General features: G+C 50.7%; 16 protein-coding genes and 1 pseudogene. 6 read left to right on the top strand and 11 right to left on the bottom strand.

Features of this window, described 5'->3' with window-relative positions; translation table 11 throughout:
• Nucleotides 1-99: 99 nt before the first annotated feature.
• Together yjdI and HVX64_RS18740 are read left to right on the top strand one after the other, a co-directional pair.
• Entirely contained in the window at nt 100-330 is a 231-nt protein-coding gene (gene yjdI / locus HVX64_RS18745) for a 4Fe-4S mono-cluster protein YjdI (protein ID WP_042999445.1), read from the top strand.
• Between the two features lie 11 nt (nt 331-341).
• Complete coding sequence (locus HVX64_RS18740) at nt 342-614, top strand: GNAT family N-acetyltransferase (protein ID WP_042999446.1); 273 nt, start codon at nt 342-344, stop codon at nt 612-614.
• 31 nt (nt 615-645) lie between these two features.
• Here HVX64_RS18740 and HVX64_RS18735 read toward each other — a convergent pair whose 3' ends face one another.
• The 7 genes and pseudogenes from HVX64_RS18735 to HVX64_RS18710 form a co-directional block, all read right to left on the bottom strand.
• Nucleotides 646-1371 carry a fimbria/pilus periplasmic chaperone gene (locus HVX64_RS18735; RefSeq protein WP_044254144.1) on the bottom strand — a complete coding sequence of 242 codons (726 nt, stop codon included), beginning with the start codon at nt 1369-1371 and terminating at the stop codon, nt 646-648.
• On the bottom strand, nt 1337-2677 hold the full coding sequence (stbD, locus tag HVX64_RS18730; protein ID WP_042999447.1) for a fimbrial usher protein StbD: 1341 nt from the start codon (nt 2675-2677) through the stop codon (nt 1337-1339). The genes HVX64_RS18735 and stbD overlap by 35 nt, the downstream gene beginning before the upstream one ends.
• A 6-nt stretch (nt 2678-2683) precedes the next feature.
• Nucleotides 2684-2893, bottom strand: a complete 210-nt coding sequence (locus HVX64_RS24175; RefSeq protein ID WP_249418905.1) for a FimD/PapC C-terminal domain-containing protein — start codon at nt 2891-2893, stop codon at nt 2684-2686.
• A gap of 123 nt (nt 2894-3016) precedes the next feature.
• A pseudogene (locus tag HVX64_RS18725) lies at nt 3017-5239 on the bottom strand (fimbrial outer membrane usher protein); the annotation flags it as partial.
• Complete coding sequence (locus HVX64_RS18720) at nt 5220-5972, bottom strand: fimbria/pilus periplasmic chaperone (RefSeq protein WP_044254150.1); 753 nt, start codon at nt 5970-5972, stop codon at nt 5220-5222. The gene HVX64_RS18720 and the pseudogene HVX64_RS18725, both read right to left, overlap by 20 nt.
• A gap of 52 nt (nt 5973-6024) precedes the next feature.
• A complete protein-coding gene (locus HVX64_RS18715) occupies nt 6025-6558 on the bottom strand; it encodes a fimbrial protein (RefSeq protein WP_043001829.1) in 534 nt (177 codons plus the stop codon).
• 834 nt (nt 6559-7392) lie between these two features.
• The gene (locus HVX64_RS18710) at nt 7393-8295 is read right to left on the bottom strand and encodes a nickel/cobalt efflux protein RcnA (protein ID WP_181825111.1); all 903 of its coding nucleotides are present in this window, start codon (nt 8293-8295) and stop codon (nt 7393-7395) included.
• Between the two features lie 120 nt (nt 8296-8415).
• On the opposite strand from HVX64_RS18710, the gene rcnR reads away from it, so the two are divergent.
• Entirely contained in the window at nt 8416-8688 is a 273-nt protein-coding gene (gene rcnR, locus HVX64_RS18705; protein ID WP_042999451.1) for a Ni(II)/Co(II)-binding transcriptional repressor RcnR, read from the top strand.
• 27 nt (nt 8689-8715) lie between these two features.
• On the opposite strand, the gene HVX64_RS18700 is transcribed toward rcnR, so the two are convergent.
• Both HVX64_RS18700 and HVX64_RS18695 read right to left on the bottom strand, forming a co-directional pair.
• Nucleotides 8716-9027, bottom strand: a complete 312-nt coding sequence (locus tag HVX64_RS18700; protein ID WP_042999452.1) for a hypothetical protein — start codon at nt 9025-9027, stop codon at nt 8716-8718.
• Between the two features lie 20 nt (nt 9028-9047).
• The gene (locus HVX64_RS18695; RefSeq protein ID WP_043001830.1) at nt 9048-9749 is read right to left on the bottom strand and encodes a hypothetical protein; all 702 of its coding nucleotides are present in this window, start codon (nt 9747-9749) and stop codon (nt 9048-9050) included.
• A 602-nt stretch (nt 9750-10351) separates the two neighbouring features.
• On the opposite strand from HVX64_RS18695, the gene HVX64_RS18690 reads away from it, so the two are divergent.
• Nucleotides 10352-11146, top strand: a complete 795-nt coding sequence (locus HVX64_RS18690) for a winged helix-turn-helix domain-containing protein (RefSeq protein ID WP_044254157.1) — start codon at nt 10352-10354, stop codon at nt 11144-11146.
• A complete protein-coding gene (locus HVX64_RS18685; RefSeq protein WP_044254160.1) occupies nt 11133-11603 on the top strand; it encodes a hypothetical protein in 471 nt (156 codons plus the stop codon). The genes HVX64_RS18690 and HVX64_RS18685 overlap by 14 nt, the downstream gene beginning before the upstream one ends.
• A gap of 29 nt (nt 11604-11632) precedes the next feature.
• Here the strand turns inward: HVX64_RS18685 and HVX64_RS18680 are convergent, their stop codons facing one another.
• Together HVX64_RS18680 and HVX64_RS18675 are read right to left on the bottom strand one after the other, a co-directional pair.
• The gene (locus HVX64_RS18680) at nt 11633-12862 is read right to left on the bottom strand and encodes an amino acid permease (RefSeq protein WP_044254163.1); all 1230 of its coding nucleotides are present in this window, start codon (nt 12860-12862) and stop codon (nt 11633-11635) included.
• 141 nt (nt 12863-13003) lie between these two features.
• The gene (locus HVX64_RS18675; RefSeq protein WP_042999456.1) at nt 13004-13459 is read right to left on the bottom strand and encodes a multidrug/biocide efflux PACE transporter; all 456 of its coding nucleotides are present in this window, start codon (nt 13457-13459) and stop codon (nt 13004-13006) included.
• A 101-nt stretch (nt 13460-13560) separates the two neighbouring features.
• Between HVX64_RS18675 and HVX64_RS18670 the strand changes: the two genes are divergently transcribed.
• Nucleotides 13561-14436, top strand: a complete 876-nt coding sequence (locus HVX64_RS18670) for a LysR family transcriptional regulator (protein WP_044254164.1) — start codon at nt 13561-13563, stop codon at nt 14434-14436.
• The last annotated feature ends 44 nt before the right edge of the window (nt 14437-14480 follow it).

Genomic DNA, 14480 nt, shown 5'->3' with positions numbered 1-14480 from the left:
ATAAGGAACAGATGAGTATTTACTCATCTAACATTAAAGTGGTGGCGGGTGATATTCACGCGCTATGCTTAAGGGATAAACAAAAAATGAGGCAATGTCATGGATAAGCAACTTGAGGATGCGGGTTATCGCGTCTATACCGGTGAGAAAATCGATGTCTACTTCAATACAGCAATTTGTCAGCACTCTGGGAATTGTGTACGCGGTAGCGCCAGACTTTTCAATCTGAAACGTAAGCCGTGGATTATGCCTGATGAAGTGGATGTCTCAACGGTGATCAACGTTATCGATACTTGCCCAAGCGGGGCGCTACAATATCGTCGTAAATAAGCGAGGGGAAAATGGAAATACTGGAAGGTCACAATAAATTCTATGTCAATAATGATCAGGGGAATCAGGTCGCTGAAATTGTTTTTGTTCCAACCGGTGAGCATTTAAGCATTATTGAGCATACCGATGTCGATGCCAGCCTGAAAGGTCAGGGGGTGGGAAAACAGCTGGTGGCGAAAGTCGTGGAGAAAATGCGCCGCGAAAAACGCAAAGTTATTCCTCTTTGCCCGTTTGCCAAACACGAGTTTGATAAAACTCGCGAGTATGACGATATTCGGGCCTGAAATATGCCGGGCAAGGCGCGTAAGCCGTCCGCTACGGGAGACGCGAGACGGCTTTATTGTAATGCCACAGGGTACCCTGGTCGTTAATGATGTCATAGCGGACCGATGAACATGGTGCTCCTTGTCCCTGTAGCGGGACCGATACCGTCGTCAGCGGCGCAATCATGATGCCGCTTGCACTGCCGGACTCACAGCTTATTCCGGCCAGCGTGATATGCCACGGGGTGGGGTTGGTTAACTGCAACTGATTTTGCGCCCCGGCGTATATCACGTGCAACTTCTCCGCATCGCTTTCCTTAAGCGCACCGACGCCTTTCGGGCGAATGAACACCTTCATACGGATGCGTAACGGCAGAACCACTTTCTGCGCCACCTGGGCGTCGGTCTGCGTCATGGGCGGGATCTGATACACGTTCAGCCAGTAAAGCGCTTCGCGATCGCGCGGCAGTACCGAGGTGTCGGTCAGTTGCAGCGTAATGCTGCGCAGTTCGCCGGGCTGCATTTTAAATACCGGCGGTAGTACGATGACGGGCGTCGTCTCCTCATTGGGCTGGCTCGAGGGATTACCCGTATCGGTCCAGACCTGAACCAGGGCTGGCTGCTGCGGGGAATTGATCAGCGCCAGCGAAGCGCTTTTGTCACCAGCATTAAAAATTACCCGGGTCACTTCGCTATTCACCACCGCATGAGCGGAGAACGGCAGAACGTTCAACAGCAACGCGCTACTGAAAACTAACCACCACCTGAAGTTGTGCATAAACCGATCCTGCTGTTATGGCTTCGCCTGGAATGGCTTCCAGCGAGGCGGTGAATTCCCCGTTATACAATTCGGTCGAACCGCTTGTTGAAGTTTTACTGGTTAAATCGGCATAGCCGTACCATCCTCCAGCGTTGCCCGTGGCGGTTGACGTCAGATTTGGCAGCAGGTTGATAGCGCTACCGCCCAGTTTTTCGCTGTAGATGCGAATGCCCACGCCGGACGCCACGCCGCTGACGCCATAGTGGTTATCGAGCAGCCAGGTCCAGGCTCCCGATCCGGTCTTAAGCCCTAACTGATTTGCCGCATTCGCCGCCGTCTGATTATTCACCAGAAAACCCATCGCCACGTTCGCTTTGCTGGTTGTCGAGACCGCGGTGCCGGAAATCGCGCCGGTTTCGCATTCGACGGTAATATTAAACGGGGTCTGCGCTGTGCCGCCGCCGCTCAGCTCACCGACGCTGATCGGCGGCAGACGAACAATAGCGGGATAGTCATCGATTCGACAGGCGGCGCCGCGCACAAAGTAACTCTGGCTGGTGAGCGTCCAGCCGCCAGGCCACTGCATGGCGCCCCAGCCGTCGTAGTTGGTTCTGCTGTCAGCACCGTCAAACAGCCCGGAGCTCATGCCGCCGCCGTGGAAGGCGATATAGCCAGCCGGCCCGGCGTAGGTATAACCATAGCGGTTTGAACCGTTCACCCCTTTTGATGCGTCATCAACCCGAAACAGCTCAACGAAAACATCGCTGAAGGCGCTGCCCGGGATGTAAATGTAGGTCCCGTCATTGAACATCTCGCTTTCAGGGATGAGGCGTGTTTGCCAGTAGCGCGAATAGTATTGCCCGGTTTTCAGGTTCGTCAGTCTGAGCGCCACGTTTTTGACGTAGGTGTAGTAAGCGCCTTCAATCCCGGCAACCGCTTCTCTGCCGCCCCAGGCATCATCGCCGTTGGTGGCGTAATACTCATACACCTTGCCGATTTCGGCGACGTCGCAGCGAAAATAGATCTGATTGGCGTTGACGCCCTGGGTGCGACCATTAGGCACAAAGCTGGCCGTCGAACTGGCGAGCAGTGTGCCTTCCGTTTGAAATCCGGTGCCGCTGCTTAAGGTGATAACGCCAGGCAACCCCAGTTTGCCTTTTACTTCGCTATCGCCAACGCCTCCCCAGCTGGCGCCGATGTAACCGGCATCTTTCGCTGTCTGAGACAGATCGTTGGCAGAGGTTACCCTTTTACAGGCAGACCATGCCGGCTGTGCCAGTACGACGCCAACTAACAGCAGCGGGAAAAAAGAGGATAATTTCATCAGCCATCACTCCTGGCGGCAAGGTAGCGTAAGTTGGTACAGCGGCGCGTCGCGCGTCGTTGGCAATTGATACCAGACCTGGCACTGCTGGGCGGCGGTTTTACCCCACTTAACGAACAGCACGCCGGACTGAGCGGCGAGTCGGGCGTAGATTTGCCCACCCTGGCCCATGATGCCCACGGCTTCGCCATTGCTGTCCGTGACGTCCGCGCCCATCGGTGGCTGGCTGCTATCGGGCAGAGTGGTGTTAATCAACGTTGCTTTCCCGTGAGTGGTCTTGAACGTTACGCGAGAAATTGCGCCCGCATAGGGGACCAGCCGCTTGCTGCCGCCCTGAAGTTCGACGTCATCGGCCATATTCTGGCTGTCGAGACTAATGGTGTTATAGCGGTAGGGCGTTAATGACGGGAGGATCGCGTAGCCGAAACGGTCCACCGTCGCGCCCTGCCCATTACGAATCTCGGCTCCGCGTGCACCGGGAGCCTCCACCAGTGCGAAGGTGTCGCTGGTATACGGACCGGCGGTAATCCCACCGCGATGGGCGACCAGCGTACCGGACATCCCCAGTCCATACTGCTGATAACTGTCGCCCCGGGAGGCATAAGCGCGGAAGGCGCCGACGGAAGTGCGATGTTCAACATTTCCGCCCCAGGTCGAGCTGTCGCCACTGTCGTTGTTGTGCTCAATGCCGCTGTAGAGCGCCCACGAGGTAGAACTCTTTTCACCCGTCGTCCCGCTCATCCCGACCGTGGCCGTCCGGCTGTCGCGACTGCGGTTCATGTCGAGGTTGATTTGCGAGCGACTGGAACCAAAGTCGAATGGAATCGAAATCCCCAGCGATACGGTGTTTTCCGTATATTTGCGCTAATTTTCGTTATCAAAATCGCGATCGTTGACGCTGCTGAAGTAGCGGCTGGAGTAGGTACTCCGCTGGCGTGCGGCGCTGATATTGAAGCTGATGTCACGCCAGCTATTACTGTAACCGAGCTGCAACTGGGTGATGCGTGAGGCGTTGTTATAGTAATCCGAGGTGCTGCCGGTAAAGCTCAGCATGCCCCAGTCGCCCATCGGCTGGCTGACGGTCGCCGAGAAGTTGTTCCGCTGATTGAGCGTATCAGAGTAGTAGAGGGTGCCGTTTTTCTCCTGGCGACGTACGCCGAGTACGTCCTGCAGATCGCGATAGCCGCTGGTGGAATAGCGATAGGCCGCGAGGACCAGGTTGGTGCCGGTGGTGAAGGTTTTACTGTAGCTTGCCTCGATGCGCCAGCCTTGTTGTTTTTCGTTATTTTCTACATGAGCGCTGGAAAAAACCGTGTTCAAACCGAATGCGCCGACGGAGGTTGCCAGCACGCCGCCGGCGAGGAAGGCCTGATAATTATCTGCCAGTCGTGAACCCATGTTGGCCGTCAGCACGTTGCTCATCCCGCGCTGCAGTACACCTTCAATAAACTTATTTTCTACGCTGTAGTACTGACGAACGTAGCCCATCGCCAGTTCATAATTCCAGTTACCGGGACGAATCGAGTCCGGTACGGCGGAATAGGGGACGGTGAAGCGCGAAACTTGTCCGTTTGCTTCAACGACATCCACCGTCAGATCGCCCTGGCCGCGGGTGTTGTACAGATCGTTAATCACGAAGGCGCCGGGCGCGACGGTAGTTTCGTAAATCACTTTTCCCTGCTGGCGTACAACCACACGGGCCGTCGTGGTGGCGACGCCGCGCACTTCCGGGGCATAGCCTCGTTTACCCTGTGGCCACATGCGTTGGTCAGTGCTGAGCTTGACGCCATTGAATGAGAGATTGCCAAACAGACTGCTGTTGGTGTAGTTGTCGCCGAAGGCAATGATGCTGTCCAGTTGCGGCAAAGGCCGTTGTACCGAGGTGGCAACCGCATTGTATTTATAGTGTCTTCCCGTCTGATTGTCATCGGCGTAGCGCAGGTTGCCCTGATGGCGAACCTGCCACAGGCCAAGGTTGAAGCCAGCATTGATGTTGCTCCACAGATAGTCATAGCGCAGATGGCTGTCTGTGTTTTCGGTGTGGTAAAAGTTGGTATTGTGGCGCAGAAACAGCGCGGTTTCCCCGGCGTCCCATTCGGAGACCGGGATGAATCCTCGTGGCGAATGTAACAGCCCCGCCTGGGGAACCACCATGTTCAGGCGCAGCGAGCTTAAATCCACCTCCCAGTTGATTTTCGGGCCCAGAGCGTCGATCGGCAGACAGATGTTAGGGGTTACATTTTGCGTCGTACGTATGGCGCTGAGGGCAATCAGTTCCGGTGACAGGCAGGGTTGCACATCAGTTTTGTCGCCTTTGGGTTTGACCAGGGCGATCGATGCCTGGCGACGAATCAACTGGTTGTTAAGATATACGTCGAGCACATAGTCGCCTGTCGGAAGGGCGTTGTCCCGCTGATTAAAACGATCCAGATCCAGTGACTTACCAAAATCAGAACCCTGCAAAAGCGCCGGGTCAAAGTAGTATTCTGCGCAGGCCGTCGCCGGAACTAACGCAAGGCCGATCAGGGGCGCGACGACGGTGTTACAGCGGATAGTCGGCACTGATGCGTGCTCCCTGATCGTTGATCAAGGTAATGCGTACGCGCTGCGCGTCAGCGGTTCGCGGAAAGTGAAACGTTTCGCTGGCAAAAGGCGAGATCATGTCATTTTTGGGGTGCTGGATTTGCGACGACCCGCCAGGTTGCAGGGCCGCGACCGTAACGAAATAAGGCTGATTGTTCTTAATACTTATCGCCAGTTCTTTATTTCCGTTAATCCGTTTGACCTGCAGATTCTCCAGCATTTTTTGCGGATCGCCGACCAGTCCTGCCGGGCGATAAAAAAGTTTGACCCGATTGCGCAACATAATCAGCAGGCTATTTTGTTTTTCGGTTTGGCTCGCTGATTGTCCTGCATTGGCGGGAGGAATTTGCATGAAATTAAAATAGACCAGTGACTCCCGGTCCTGTGGTAATTTTTTTCCTTGAGTGTAAACAATACGAATGATTTGTCCTTCGCCTGGCTGAATGCGAAATGCCGGAGGCGTGGCAATAAACGGAACCTGCGCAGACTTTTCCGGGCCATCGGCCATATTACCGTTATCGAACCAGCTCTGGACAACATAAGGAATGGCATCTTTATTTTTTAGATGCACATCAGTCGATTTCACCGCACCATTATAAATGATACGCGTTCCTGTCATCGTAATACTGGCATTGGCATGGCTACAGCATGCGACTAAAAAAAGAAACAGGCAGCCTGAAATAAGCGTGCGATGACGATGAGAGGTTCGCATAGTATTTTCCCTGAATGTGGATGGCGGGAGTACATTCCCGCCAGAACGACGTTTACTGATAAGAAACGGCGTATTGCAGTGAAGCCAGTACTGTACCGGTCGTGGCCGCGCCGGCGCTGTAATACTGGGCTTTATAGGTCGCGCTCGCTGAGGTCTGGTTAGCCGCGAGAGAGAGGTCGCCGGTGCCGGTAAAGGCGCTGCGGAAATCAATTTCGGCATCACTGGTATCGAGAATTTGGATCTCTACATTCGTCGCAGAACCTGTGCTGCCAAGGTTTCCGGTAGCAGAACTGATGTTGTTACCCACGAAGACCGTCGAGATCTGCACGCCAGAAGACGAGCCGGTACAGTTGCTCACACCGACATCAAATGTCGTTGCGCCAGCCACCTGATTGGCATTCAGTTCGGTAGCCGTCACGGTCGGCAGTAATACCACCGGAGAAGCATCAGAGCCGTTTACCGATATTGAACAGGTCTCATCACTCACTTCGCCCATAAACGTAATGGTATTGTCAGAGGCCAGTGCATTCGTGGAAAAAAGCGCAGAAGCCATCAGCGCCGAAAGGAAGGCACGATTTAAGGTCATAATATAAAACTCCATTTTTTATCAGTCGTGTTGATTTACCCTGTGAGTCAGGGTTCTTCCATGCGCAGGGACATTTATCGTGATGGCTCTGTGCGGGAATGAAGACAAAATAAAATTATTGGTAATTTTCTTAAGGGTGAGTTTTTTTGTGCTGAGAATATCTTCAACACCATGATTTTATTCTCGTAGCGAGATTCATTTCACCCGAATGAATAAATTAATTTGTCTGTGAGAATATTAGCCGGAAAATTCCTGGAGAGGAAAATCGTTTAAAACGAACAGATGGAATACCGGTGATAGGTTGGGGCTATTGAAATCTGGAAATAGATCGGCGGTAACTTCTTTAGGAATTTTAGATTATTAGATGATTAATATTGAAGTGTTGAGCCGGACGTAAAGCGTATTACGACTTAATTGATTGCCAGGTTAAGATAATTCACATTTAATGTATAAGGAAAAATGAATGATTAACCGTGCTAACCATTTTTATGATGCTATGCTGGGATAAGAATTTTATGTGATTACCTGTCTTCTTTTGGAAGCTAAGTAAGATGGGTTCCAATAATTGCGGGTTGTTTGACATCAAAAAATGGGGAAAAAATTTTTGCTCTGTAATTGATATTGAGATGCTTTCCTCATTTTCATCGCAATAAACAGGAAGAACCAGCCCTGAAAATGGTCACTGACAAGGGATTTTCAGCCCAACGTGGTGTGCCTTATGGTGATGCAAGGAAATATTTATCGAGCAAATAGTTGTAACTCGCAACTAAATGGATGGTTTTTTGGAAAGGGAAGTGAGCACAGCGGCAGGCGCTGTGCGTCAGAAATATGTGTTCAGGAGGTGTGAACAATCCCCATGTAGCCATGAATTCCCATATACAGACCGACCAGACCGATCAGCAGGCTGGAAAAATAAGGCGCTTTTCTTGCCAGTGCATTGAATCCACTCCAGCGTTTAGCGACCTGATGGACGCTGACTGCTGCGCCCACGCCGACGGCCACCAGCGTAATCGCCAGCCCCAGGCTAAAGCAGAGCACCATTGTTGCGCCGAGCGTGAAGGCCTTTAACTGGATACAAATCAGCAGTACGGTAATCGCGGCTGGACAGGGGATCAGTCCGCCGGTCAGACCGAACAATAAGATTTGCCCATTGGTCACCTCTTTGTCGTGAAAGCGGCGTTGAATATCGCTGGCATGCGCGCGTTCATGGGCATCCTGATATGCTTTCGCCCCCTCAGTCAGTCCCGCCAGATCGCAGTGGTCATGATGATGGTCGTGATCGTGGTGTTCGTGGTGGTCATGATGATCGTGATGCGCATGATCATGGTGGTCATGGTGGTCATGGTGGTCATGGTGGTCATGGTGGTGATCATGCTGCGTGGCGGTGAGCCAGTTTCGCTCACCCTGCCATGTCCGCCAGAACATCCAGGTTGCGGTGCCCAGAATAATAAACGCGGAAATCAGTTGCAGCCAGGGCTCCACAGATTCTGCGGTAAACGCCCGACTGATGTACATGCCACCGAGGGCGATCAGCCAGACCACGGCGGTATGGGAGAGCGTTGCCGCCAGTCCCAGCATCACCGCCTGCTTAATGGTTCCATTAATGGCGATGATAAATGCTGCCATCATCGTTTTCGAGTGACCGGGTTCCAGTCCATGCAGCACGCCGAGAAGAATCGCGCTGGGAATGAAAAACCACGCGTTACCTTGCTGAAAAAGTGTTGAAAATTCACCCATGATAATGATTCTTAGTTGCTTGTCTTTGCCCGATTCTACTCCCCCCCAGTACTAAATACTACCCCCCAGTAGAGACGTAATGCTATAATTCACCACGTTTTATGTTAAGGAGGTGTTGCGATGTCACACACAATCCGGGATAAACAGAAGCTTAAAGCCCGAACCAGCAAAATTCAGGGGCAGGTGGTTGCGCTGAAAAAAATGCTCGATGAACCCCATGAGTGCGCCGCTGTGTTGCAACAGATCGCCGCAATACGCGGAGCCGTGAATGGTTTAATGCGAGAAGTGATTAAAGGGCATCTGACCGAGCATATCGTCCATCAGAGTGATGAAGAGAAGCGGGAAGAAGATCTGGACGTGGTACTGAAAGTTCTGGACTCCTATATAAAATAGTCGGGAACGCTGTCCCGACTCGGTGTCTTAGCAATACACGACCGCCTGATTCCGTTGGGCAATATAGCGCTCAACGTGCTTATAGCCACTGATCGATTCCAGTGCATGCAGCAGGCAGCAAACCGCCCGGGCATTCGTCCGATCGGCTTCGTCTTCACTATGACTTTGCAACGCCTCTTCACACAACCTGCGAACAGCAGGCGGGAAGGCGAGTTTTTGCAGAGAGCACTCCAGCTCACCGAAAGCTATCTCAGCACGGGCCGTAAACAGTGATAACAGTACTGCACTCAGCGCGCGCGTTTCTTCTTCGTAGTATCCCACTTTATAATCCTTGTCCATTTCGTTCCCTGTTGTCGGACTCATCTGCGTCTTTGCAAATGCACTGCTGTACCATCCATCTCTTTGAGCAACAGCGGATAAGACGACTTATCGCCAGAAACCGCATGAGAGTGAATAAACAACGAATTGATTCGTCCACCCATTCTTTTTTCAATTCGTTGCTTGTAGGCGTAGATGCTGCGGATATCCATGTTCAACAGTTGAGCGATCTGGTGCGGATTACTGCCTGCAACCATGTGGCCCAGAATGGTGAACTCCATCTGCGTCAACGTATTCCCCTTGGTGAACGACAAATGCCGTCCGATAAACACCTGCCTGATCTTCTCATTGGCGACATCCAGTCCGTCATCATGGTAAATGATAGCGGAAACAGCAGGATGATTTTTGCGCCAGTAGTTGGCGAGCGACTGCATGTTGCGATCGCTGATCAAAATAATGCCCATGCGGGTGCTTGCGAGATATTCTATCCACTCTTTATCCAAAAACAGGCGTAAAAAGCTAATAGAGAAATCCACAAAAATATAACCACTAAGTCTGGCGTTGTGATTGTGATTTAAAATACCTTCAATGACCCCTTTATTAAAATAAATGCTTTCTTCTGGCCACATGCAAAAACAGGCATTGGCGCAATACTGTAAGCGGGGTGATTTTTCGGGCATTATTTTACAATGCAAGGTACAACTGCTGCATGTCAAATTCTTTAATTTAACGTCCAGCCCCATATTGAGAGCCTCCCTATCCGTAGATGATTTCATAATTTCATCCGTTTTAAAACATGTCAATACTCTACAAAATGCAACTTTGATAGAGAGGAAATCCGAAATTTTATTTATTGCTATTATTCTTAATCACGAATTTTTTAAGGGGTTTACCTCTGTATCAATTCAGGTTTCTGGCGGGGTCATTGTTCCGTTGAGGAAGCATGAAAAAAAGCCTCCAGGAATTTTGTAACAACCACCAGGAAAATCTATATTGCAAAAATGTTTAAGTTTTATCGCTAAATGGCATTAATGGCAAAAAGTTGATCTTATGTTAAATTCTCTGAAAAAATTGTAACAATGCTATTGTCTTTTATTAAGTAATGCTATTTATCTGTTTGTCCGCTTTTTAAACGTGAAACTATAATAATGAGTGCTGAGTGATAACGCACCTAAAATGGTCTTAATTAAGAACACCTGATCTTTTTCAGATTGAAATGTATTGATTTATAAGAATTTTTGTTTGTAGGTTATGAGCGCCCAGACATATCTATTATATATTTAGTGATCTCTGTATAAGATTTTTGTAGCATGACATTCATCATGTAAATGCGAGAACGCACACAGTGTTTGAGAAGTACACACACACTACAGTATACACAATTAATAACCTGGTTGACTTTCACCCGGGTGACAGAAGTCTGACGAATAAAAATACCCAAAAAACTGTCATTCTTCAAAACCCTGCGAGTTTCATCCTTTTATATCTCCTTACAAATTGTGGGGTTGTTATTCCGCAAGCCCAGCTCGTAAAGATTGGTTGGGGTGATAAAAACACTATCACCTCTGTCAATACGTTATATCAGACGGTGCTCATGCTCAGAAATGCATTATCGGAGGTTGGGTTGCCGCGCGACCTGATTAGAACCGTTGCCCGGCGGGGTATGATGATCACCGCAGAGATTCAACGTACGGAGACGGAATCGGTTGAAAATGTGGAAGAGAGCGAGAGCACGGAGGAGCCTGTATGGCCTGCTCTGACAGCGGTAGCGCTTAAATTACGGCCTTCAAGAACAACGCTAAAGATGGGGGCTATTTTACTGTCGGCATTGCTGATCGGTGTCAGCGTTTCTTTTGGCTTTTTATATCCGACGGCCGAATCGCTGTTCTCTTCCTATGCCATTGTTGACTCTGTCTCCTTTTCATCCTGTACCCTGTTAATGAAAAGCAAAAGTACCTTTAATACTCGCTATACGGTATTCCTGACGAGACACCCGGATATCTGTCAGAATCATAACTATGTCTATCTCTCAGGAATGAGCAGCGCGAAAAATATTGCGGCAATTGCTTGTCAGTTGGATATAAGGGAACATCCTCTAACAAAATGTACGACCTGGTATTCAATTAATGATAAAAACTAAAATAGTTATCTTCATTGTATTAGTGGTAATAGTAACCCTGGCCGGTGTGGGGTTCTGGTATGCACATAAAAGCAAAAATAATATTGATTGCGAGGGGCGTGTGGTATGGGAAATTAATAATGAGGAGTTTCGGGGGGATGTAGCCTATCAAATGCAAAATAATCAGGGGATCGTCACCATTACCGGTGATTTGCATACGCCGCAAAATAAAAAGTTTAAAATTAGCCGGATTGTGTATTTCACCTATTATAAGGTTCGTGACAACTATATTATCAGCACCAATAACCTCGTGCGGTTTCCGAGCGACAATTTAGAGGTGAACAAAGGATACCGTTCGTTGCCTGCGCTTTATCTCACTGAGCGCGCTTCTTTCTCGCTATCGATTAAACGCTATCGGGAAGGGTGGGCCTTTACGACGGTTGGCGCCCCCTCGTTATTATGCCGTAGTAGTGAGTAAACGGCCCGGACGAGCCGTTTACGCCAGTATTAGCCAAGGAACATCACGGACACGCACAGCAGGCCGACAATCAGGGTGACCAGATTGCCGAACGAGCGGTGCGGTTTTAACGCCGGGATCAGGTATGTCGACAGGGTCGGCATAATGAACAAAATCATGGCAATGAGCGGCCCGCTGATGGCGTAAATCATCGAGATCGCATTCGGATTGATGCAGCAGATAATAAAGGTGATGGTCGATACCATCATGATCGACAGGGCGCGGTTAAAGGCCCGGCTTTTCTTCACCCCAACCTGTTGCAGACCGGTTTTGACCACCTCGGTTGCCCCTTCGATGACGCCAAAGTAGGTGCCGAGAAAGGATTTCGACATCGCCACCACGGCGACGATGATACCTGAAATCGAGAGCCACGCCGGGGCGGCAGGCATCATGGATAAGGCCGAAAGAATGGTGACACCTTCATTTTTAGCGGCTTCGATGTACGATGTCGGAATCGACAGCAGGCAGCTAAAGACGAAGAACAGCACGCTTAAGCAGATGATAAGATACGCTACCTTCATGATTTTTTTGCATTTACCCATGGCCAGCTCACCATATTTCTCACGTCTGTCGATGGCAAACGTAGAGATAATAGGCGTATGGCTAAAAGCAAAAACCATCACCGGAATTGATATCCATACCTGATGCAGCGTGTGCTGATCGAACGCCATTTGTCCGGTAAGCAAAGAGGGTTGCCAACTGCCGGTCAGATATAGCGAGAGAAACAGGAAGTAAGCGATCAGCGGGAACACCAAAAAGCCCATCACTCGTATGGTGGCATGGCGGCCCATCAGGAAAATCAGGTTCAGGATCAATACCACGCCAAGGCTGACTCCCATGCGGATGCCGAGGCTAATCTCAAGATAGCGGGCGAGCTGTTCTGTCAGGGAGTTGGTGATGGCGACGGCATAAATCAGAACCACCACGAAAAAGGCAATAAAGTACAGCGTGGTAATCAGGCTGCCGATCTTCTTACCGTAATAGTGCGTCACTGCACCGGTGATCCCTTCTCCCGCAGAGGTTTTCGACGAGAGAATGAACTGACATAACGCTTTATGCGGCCAGTATGTGAGAGGCCAGGCGACCAGAGCGGTGACAAACAGGACAATCGCGCCCGCGGAGCCAAGCTGGATGGGGAGAAACAGGGTTCCTGCGCCCACGGCAGTTCCATATAACGCAAAGCTCCAGAGCGTCTCTTCTTTTGACCAAATTTTCGACATTTCTTGAACGTATCAACTATAAAATAAACAAAAAGAAGCGCAATTTACCATAAATGAGCGGGTGGGCGTGAGGACTGAACGGGAGAAGGGGGGCAACAGGTCTTGCCGGAACCGCGTGGATTCCGGCAAAAGTGTGAGTTATCAGGCAGTCACGCGCGGTTCGCGACGCTTCACGACGCGTACGCGCAACGTGTCATAAGCCCAGTTATAGAACATGGTGTAGGGCAGGAAGAACAGGAAGAAGCCGATCTCCAGCGTAAAGGCCTGTATCAGGCTAACGTTCAGTACATACGCCACGATACTCACGCCGATGACGATAAAGCCGCTTTCAAACCCCAGCGCGTGAAACGCGCGCACTTTCGCTGTTCGTTTCACCAGATGTGAAGGCCAGAAACGGTCAAACAGCGCGTTGTAGATGATGTTCCAGATCATCGCCGTGGTCGCCAGCAGGATCGTCAGTCCGCCCATTTCCAGCACCGATCGTTGCATCAACCAGGCCGTGGTGGGAGCCAGGATCGCCGTAGCGATCCCTTCAAAACAGACGGCGTGAAAGACACGCTCCAGTAATGAACGACGTTGAACTGCATTGTGTTGCATAACTTACCTTTCTTGAAAACGCCCGGATAACGGAATAGGGGGAATTTTATCGTTTTATGTGATATCTAAAAGATAGTATCCATCGATAAAGTAGATAGTTCATGCGTTACTCACCTGAAGCCTTAACCGCATTTGTCGAGACCGTTTCCTGTGGCTCTTTCTCGGCGGCGGCACGCAGACTGCGGAAAAGTCAGTCCACCATTAGCACGGCGATCGCTCACCTTGAAGCCGATCTTGGCGTTTCGCTTTTTGACCGCTCTTCGCGTCAGCCGGTGCTAACGGAAGAAGGCAAGAAAGTACTTGGTTACGTTCAGGCGATTCTGTCGGCCAGCGAACGTCTCGATGAGGTGGCGCTTTCGCTGGCTGGCGAAACCGAAGCGCGTCTGACGTTTGTGCTCTCCGACACGTTACACCCCGACGTGCTGGAGGAACTGATGGTGCAGTTTGATCGCCAGTTTCCACATACCGAATTTGAATGTCTGATTGGTGAGGATGTGGACGTTATCGATCTGCTGCAAAAAGAGCGGGCGCAGGTTGGTTTGATTGAAGCCAGAGACCACTATCCCACCGATATCGGTGCGACGCGCTTGCCGATGCAAACGTGGATGGGACTTTACGTTGCCGCGTCCCATCCGCTGGCGAAAGAGAAGAAACTGCAATGGGATCAACTGCATACCTGGCGTGAATTGCGCCTTAACACCTATATCGACCATGGTGCCCAGCTTGCCCGCGGCCCGGTCTGGTCTGCGCCGAACTATTTGTTGTTGTTGAGTATGGCGGTACAGGGGTTTGGCTGGTGCGCGCTTCCGTGTGCACTGGTGGAGGAGTTCGCGGCGGAAAAACCGCTGGTGCAACTGGCTGTCCCGGGATGGCCGAAAGCGATCGCCATCGATCTGCTCTGGAACAAAAAATCCCCGCCCGGTGTGGCAGGGAGTTGGCTGAGATACCATTTACAGCAAGGCAGTGTCCCGGGCTGAGAGGCGTGATAACGATTTCCTTTGTGATAAAACTCACCTTTCTT

The organism is Citrobacter sp. RHB20-C16, from assembly GCF_013890155.1.
GTDB classification, from domain to species: domain Bacteria; phylum Pseudomonadota; class Gammaproteobacteria; order Enterobacterales; family Enterobacteriaceae; genus Citrobacter_A; species Citrobacter_A amalonaticus.
This window is presented reverse-complemented; position numbering and strand designations above follow the sequence as displayed.

What these genes read in the sequence shown, in the direction of transcription:
- HVX64_RS18715 (WP_043001829.1), bottom strand. Translation starts at nt 6,558, where the DNA reads ATGACCTTAAATCGTGCCTTCCTTTCGGCGCTGATGGCTTCTGCGCTT.
- yjdI (WP_042999445.1), top strand. Translation starts at nt 100, where the DNA reads ATGGATAAGCAACTTGAGGATGCGGGTTATCGCGTCTATACCGGTGAG.
- HVX64_RS18680 (WP_044254163.1), bottom strand. Translation starts at nt 12,862, where the DNA reads ATGTCGAAAATTTGGTCAAAAGAAGAGACGCTCTGGAGCTTTGCGTTA.
- HVX64_RS18735 (WP_044254144.1), bottom strand. Translation starts at nt 1,371, where the DNA reads ATGCACAACTTCAGGTGGTGGTTAGTTTTCAGTAGCGCGTTGCTGTTG.
- stbD (WP_042999447.1), bottom strand. Translation starts at nt 2,677, where the DNA reads ATGAAATTATCCTCTTTTTTCCCGCTGCTGTTAGTTGGCGTCGTACTG.
- HVX64_RS24175 (WP_249418905.1), bottom strand. Translation starts at nt 2,893, where the DNA reads ATGGGCGCGGACGTCACGGACAGCAATGGCGAAGCCGTGGGCATCATG.
- HVX64_RS18695 (WP_043001830.1), bottom strand. Translation starts at nt 9,749, where the DNA reads ATGGGGCTGGACGTTAAATTAAAGAATTTGACATGCAGCAGTTGTACC.
- HVX64_RS18685 (WP_044254160.1), top strand. Translation starts at nt 11,133, where the DNA reads ATGATAAAAACTAAAATAGTTATCTTCATTGTATTAGTGGTAATAGTA.
- HVX64_RS18700 (WP_042999452.1), bottom strand. Translation starts at nt 9,027, where the DNA reads ATGGACAAGGATTATAAAGTGGGATACTACGAAGAAGAAACGCGCGCG.
- HVX64_RS18710 (WP_181825111.1), bottom strand. Translation starts at nt 8,295, where the DNA reads ATGGGTGAATTTTCAACACTTTTTCAGCAAGGTAACGCGTGGTTTTTC.
- HVX64_RS18740 (WP_042999446.1), top strand. Translation starts at nt 342, where the DNA reads ATGGAAATACTGGAAGGTCACAATAAATTCTATGTCAATAATGATCAG.
- rcnR (WP_042999451.1), top strand. Translation starts at nt 8,416, where the DNA reads ATGTCACACACAATCCGGGATAAACAGAAGCTTAAAGCCCGAACCAGC.
- HVX64_RS18670 (WP_044254164.1), top strand. Translation starts at nt 13,561, where the DNA reads ATGCGTTACTCACCTGAAGCCTTAACCGCATTTGTCGAGACCGTTTCC.
- HVX64_RS18720 (WP_044254150.1), bottom strand. Translation starts at nt 5,972, where the DNA reads ATGCGAACCTCTCATCGTCATCGCACGCTTATTTCAGGCTGCCTGTTT.
- HVX64_RS18675 (WP_042999456.1), bottom strand. Translation starts at nt 13,459, where the DNA reads ATGCAACACAATGCAGTTCAACGTCGTTCATTACTGGAGCGTGTCTTT.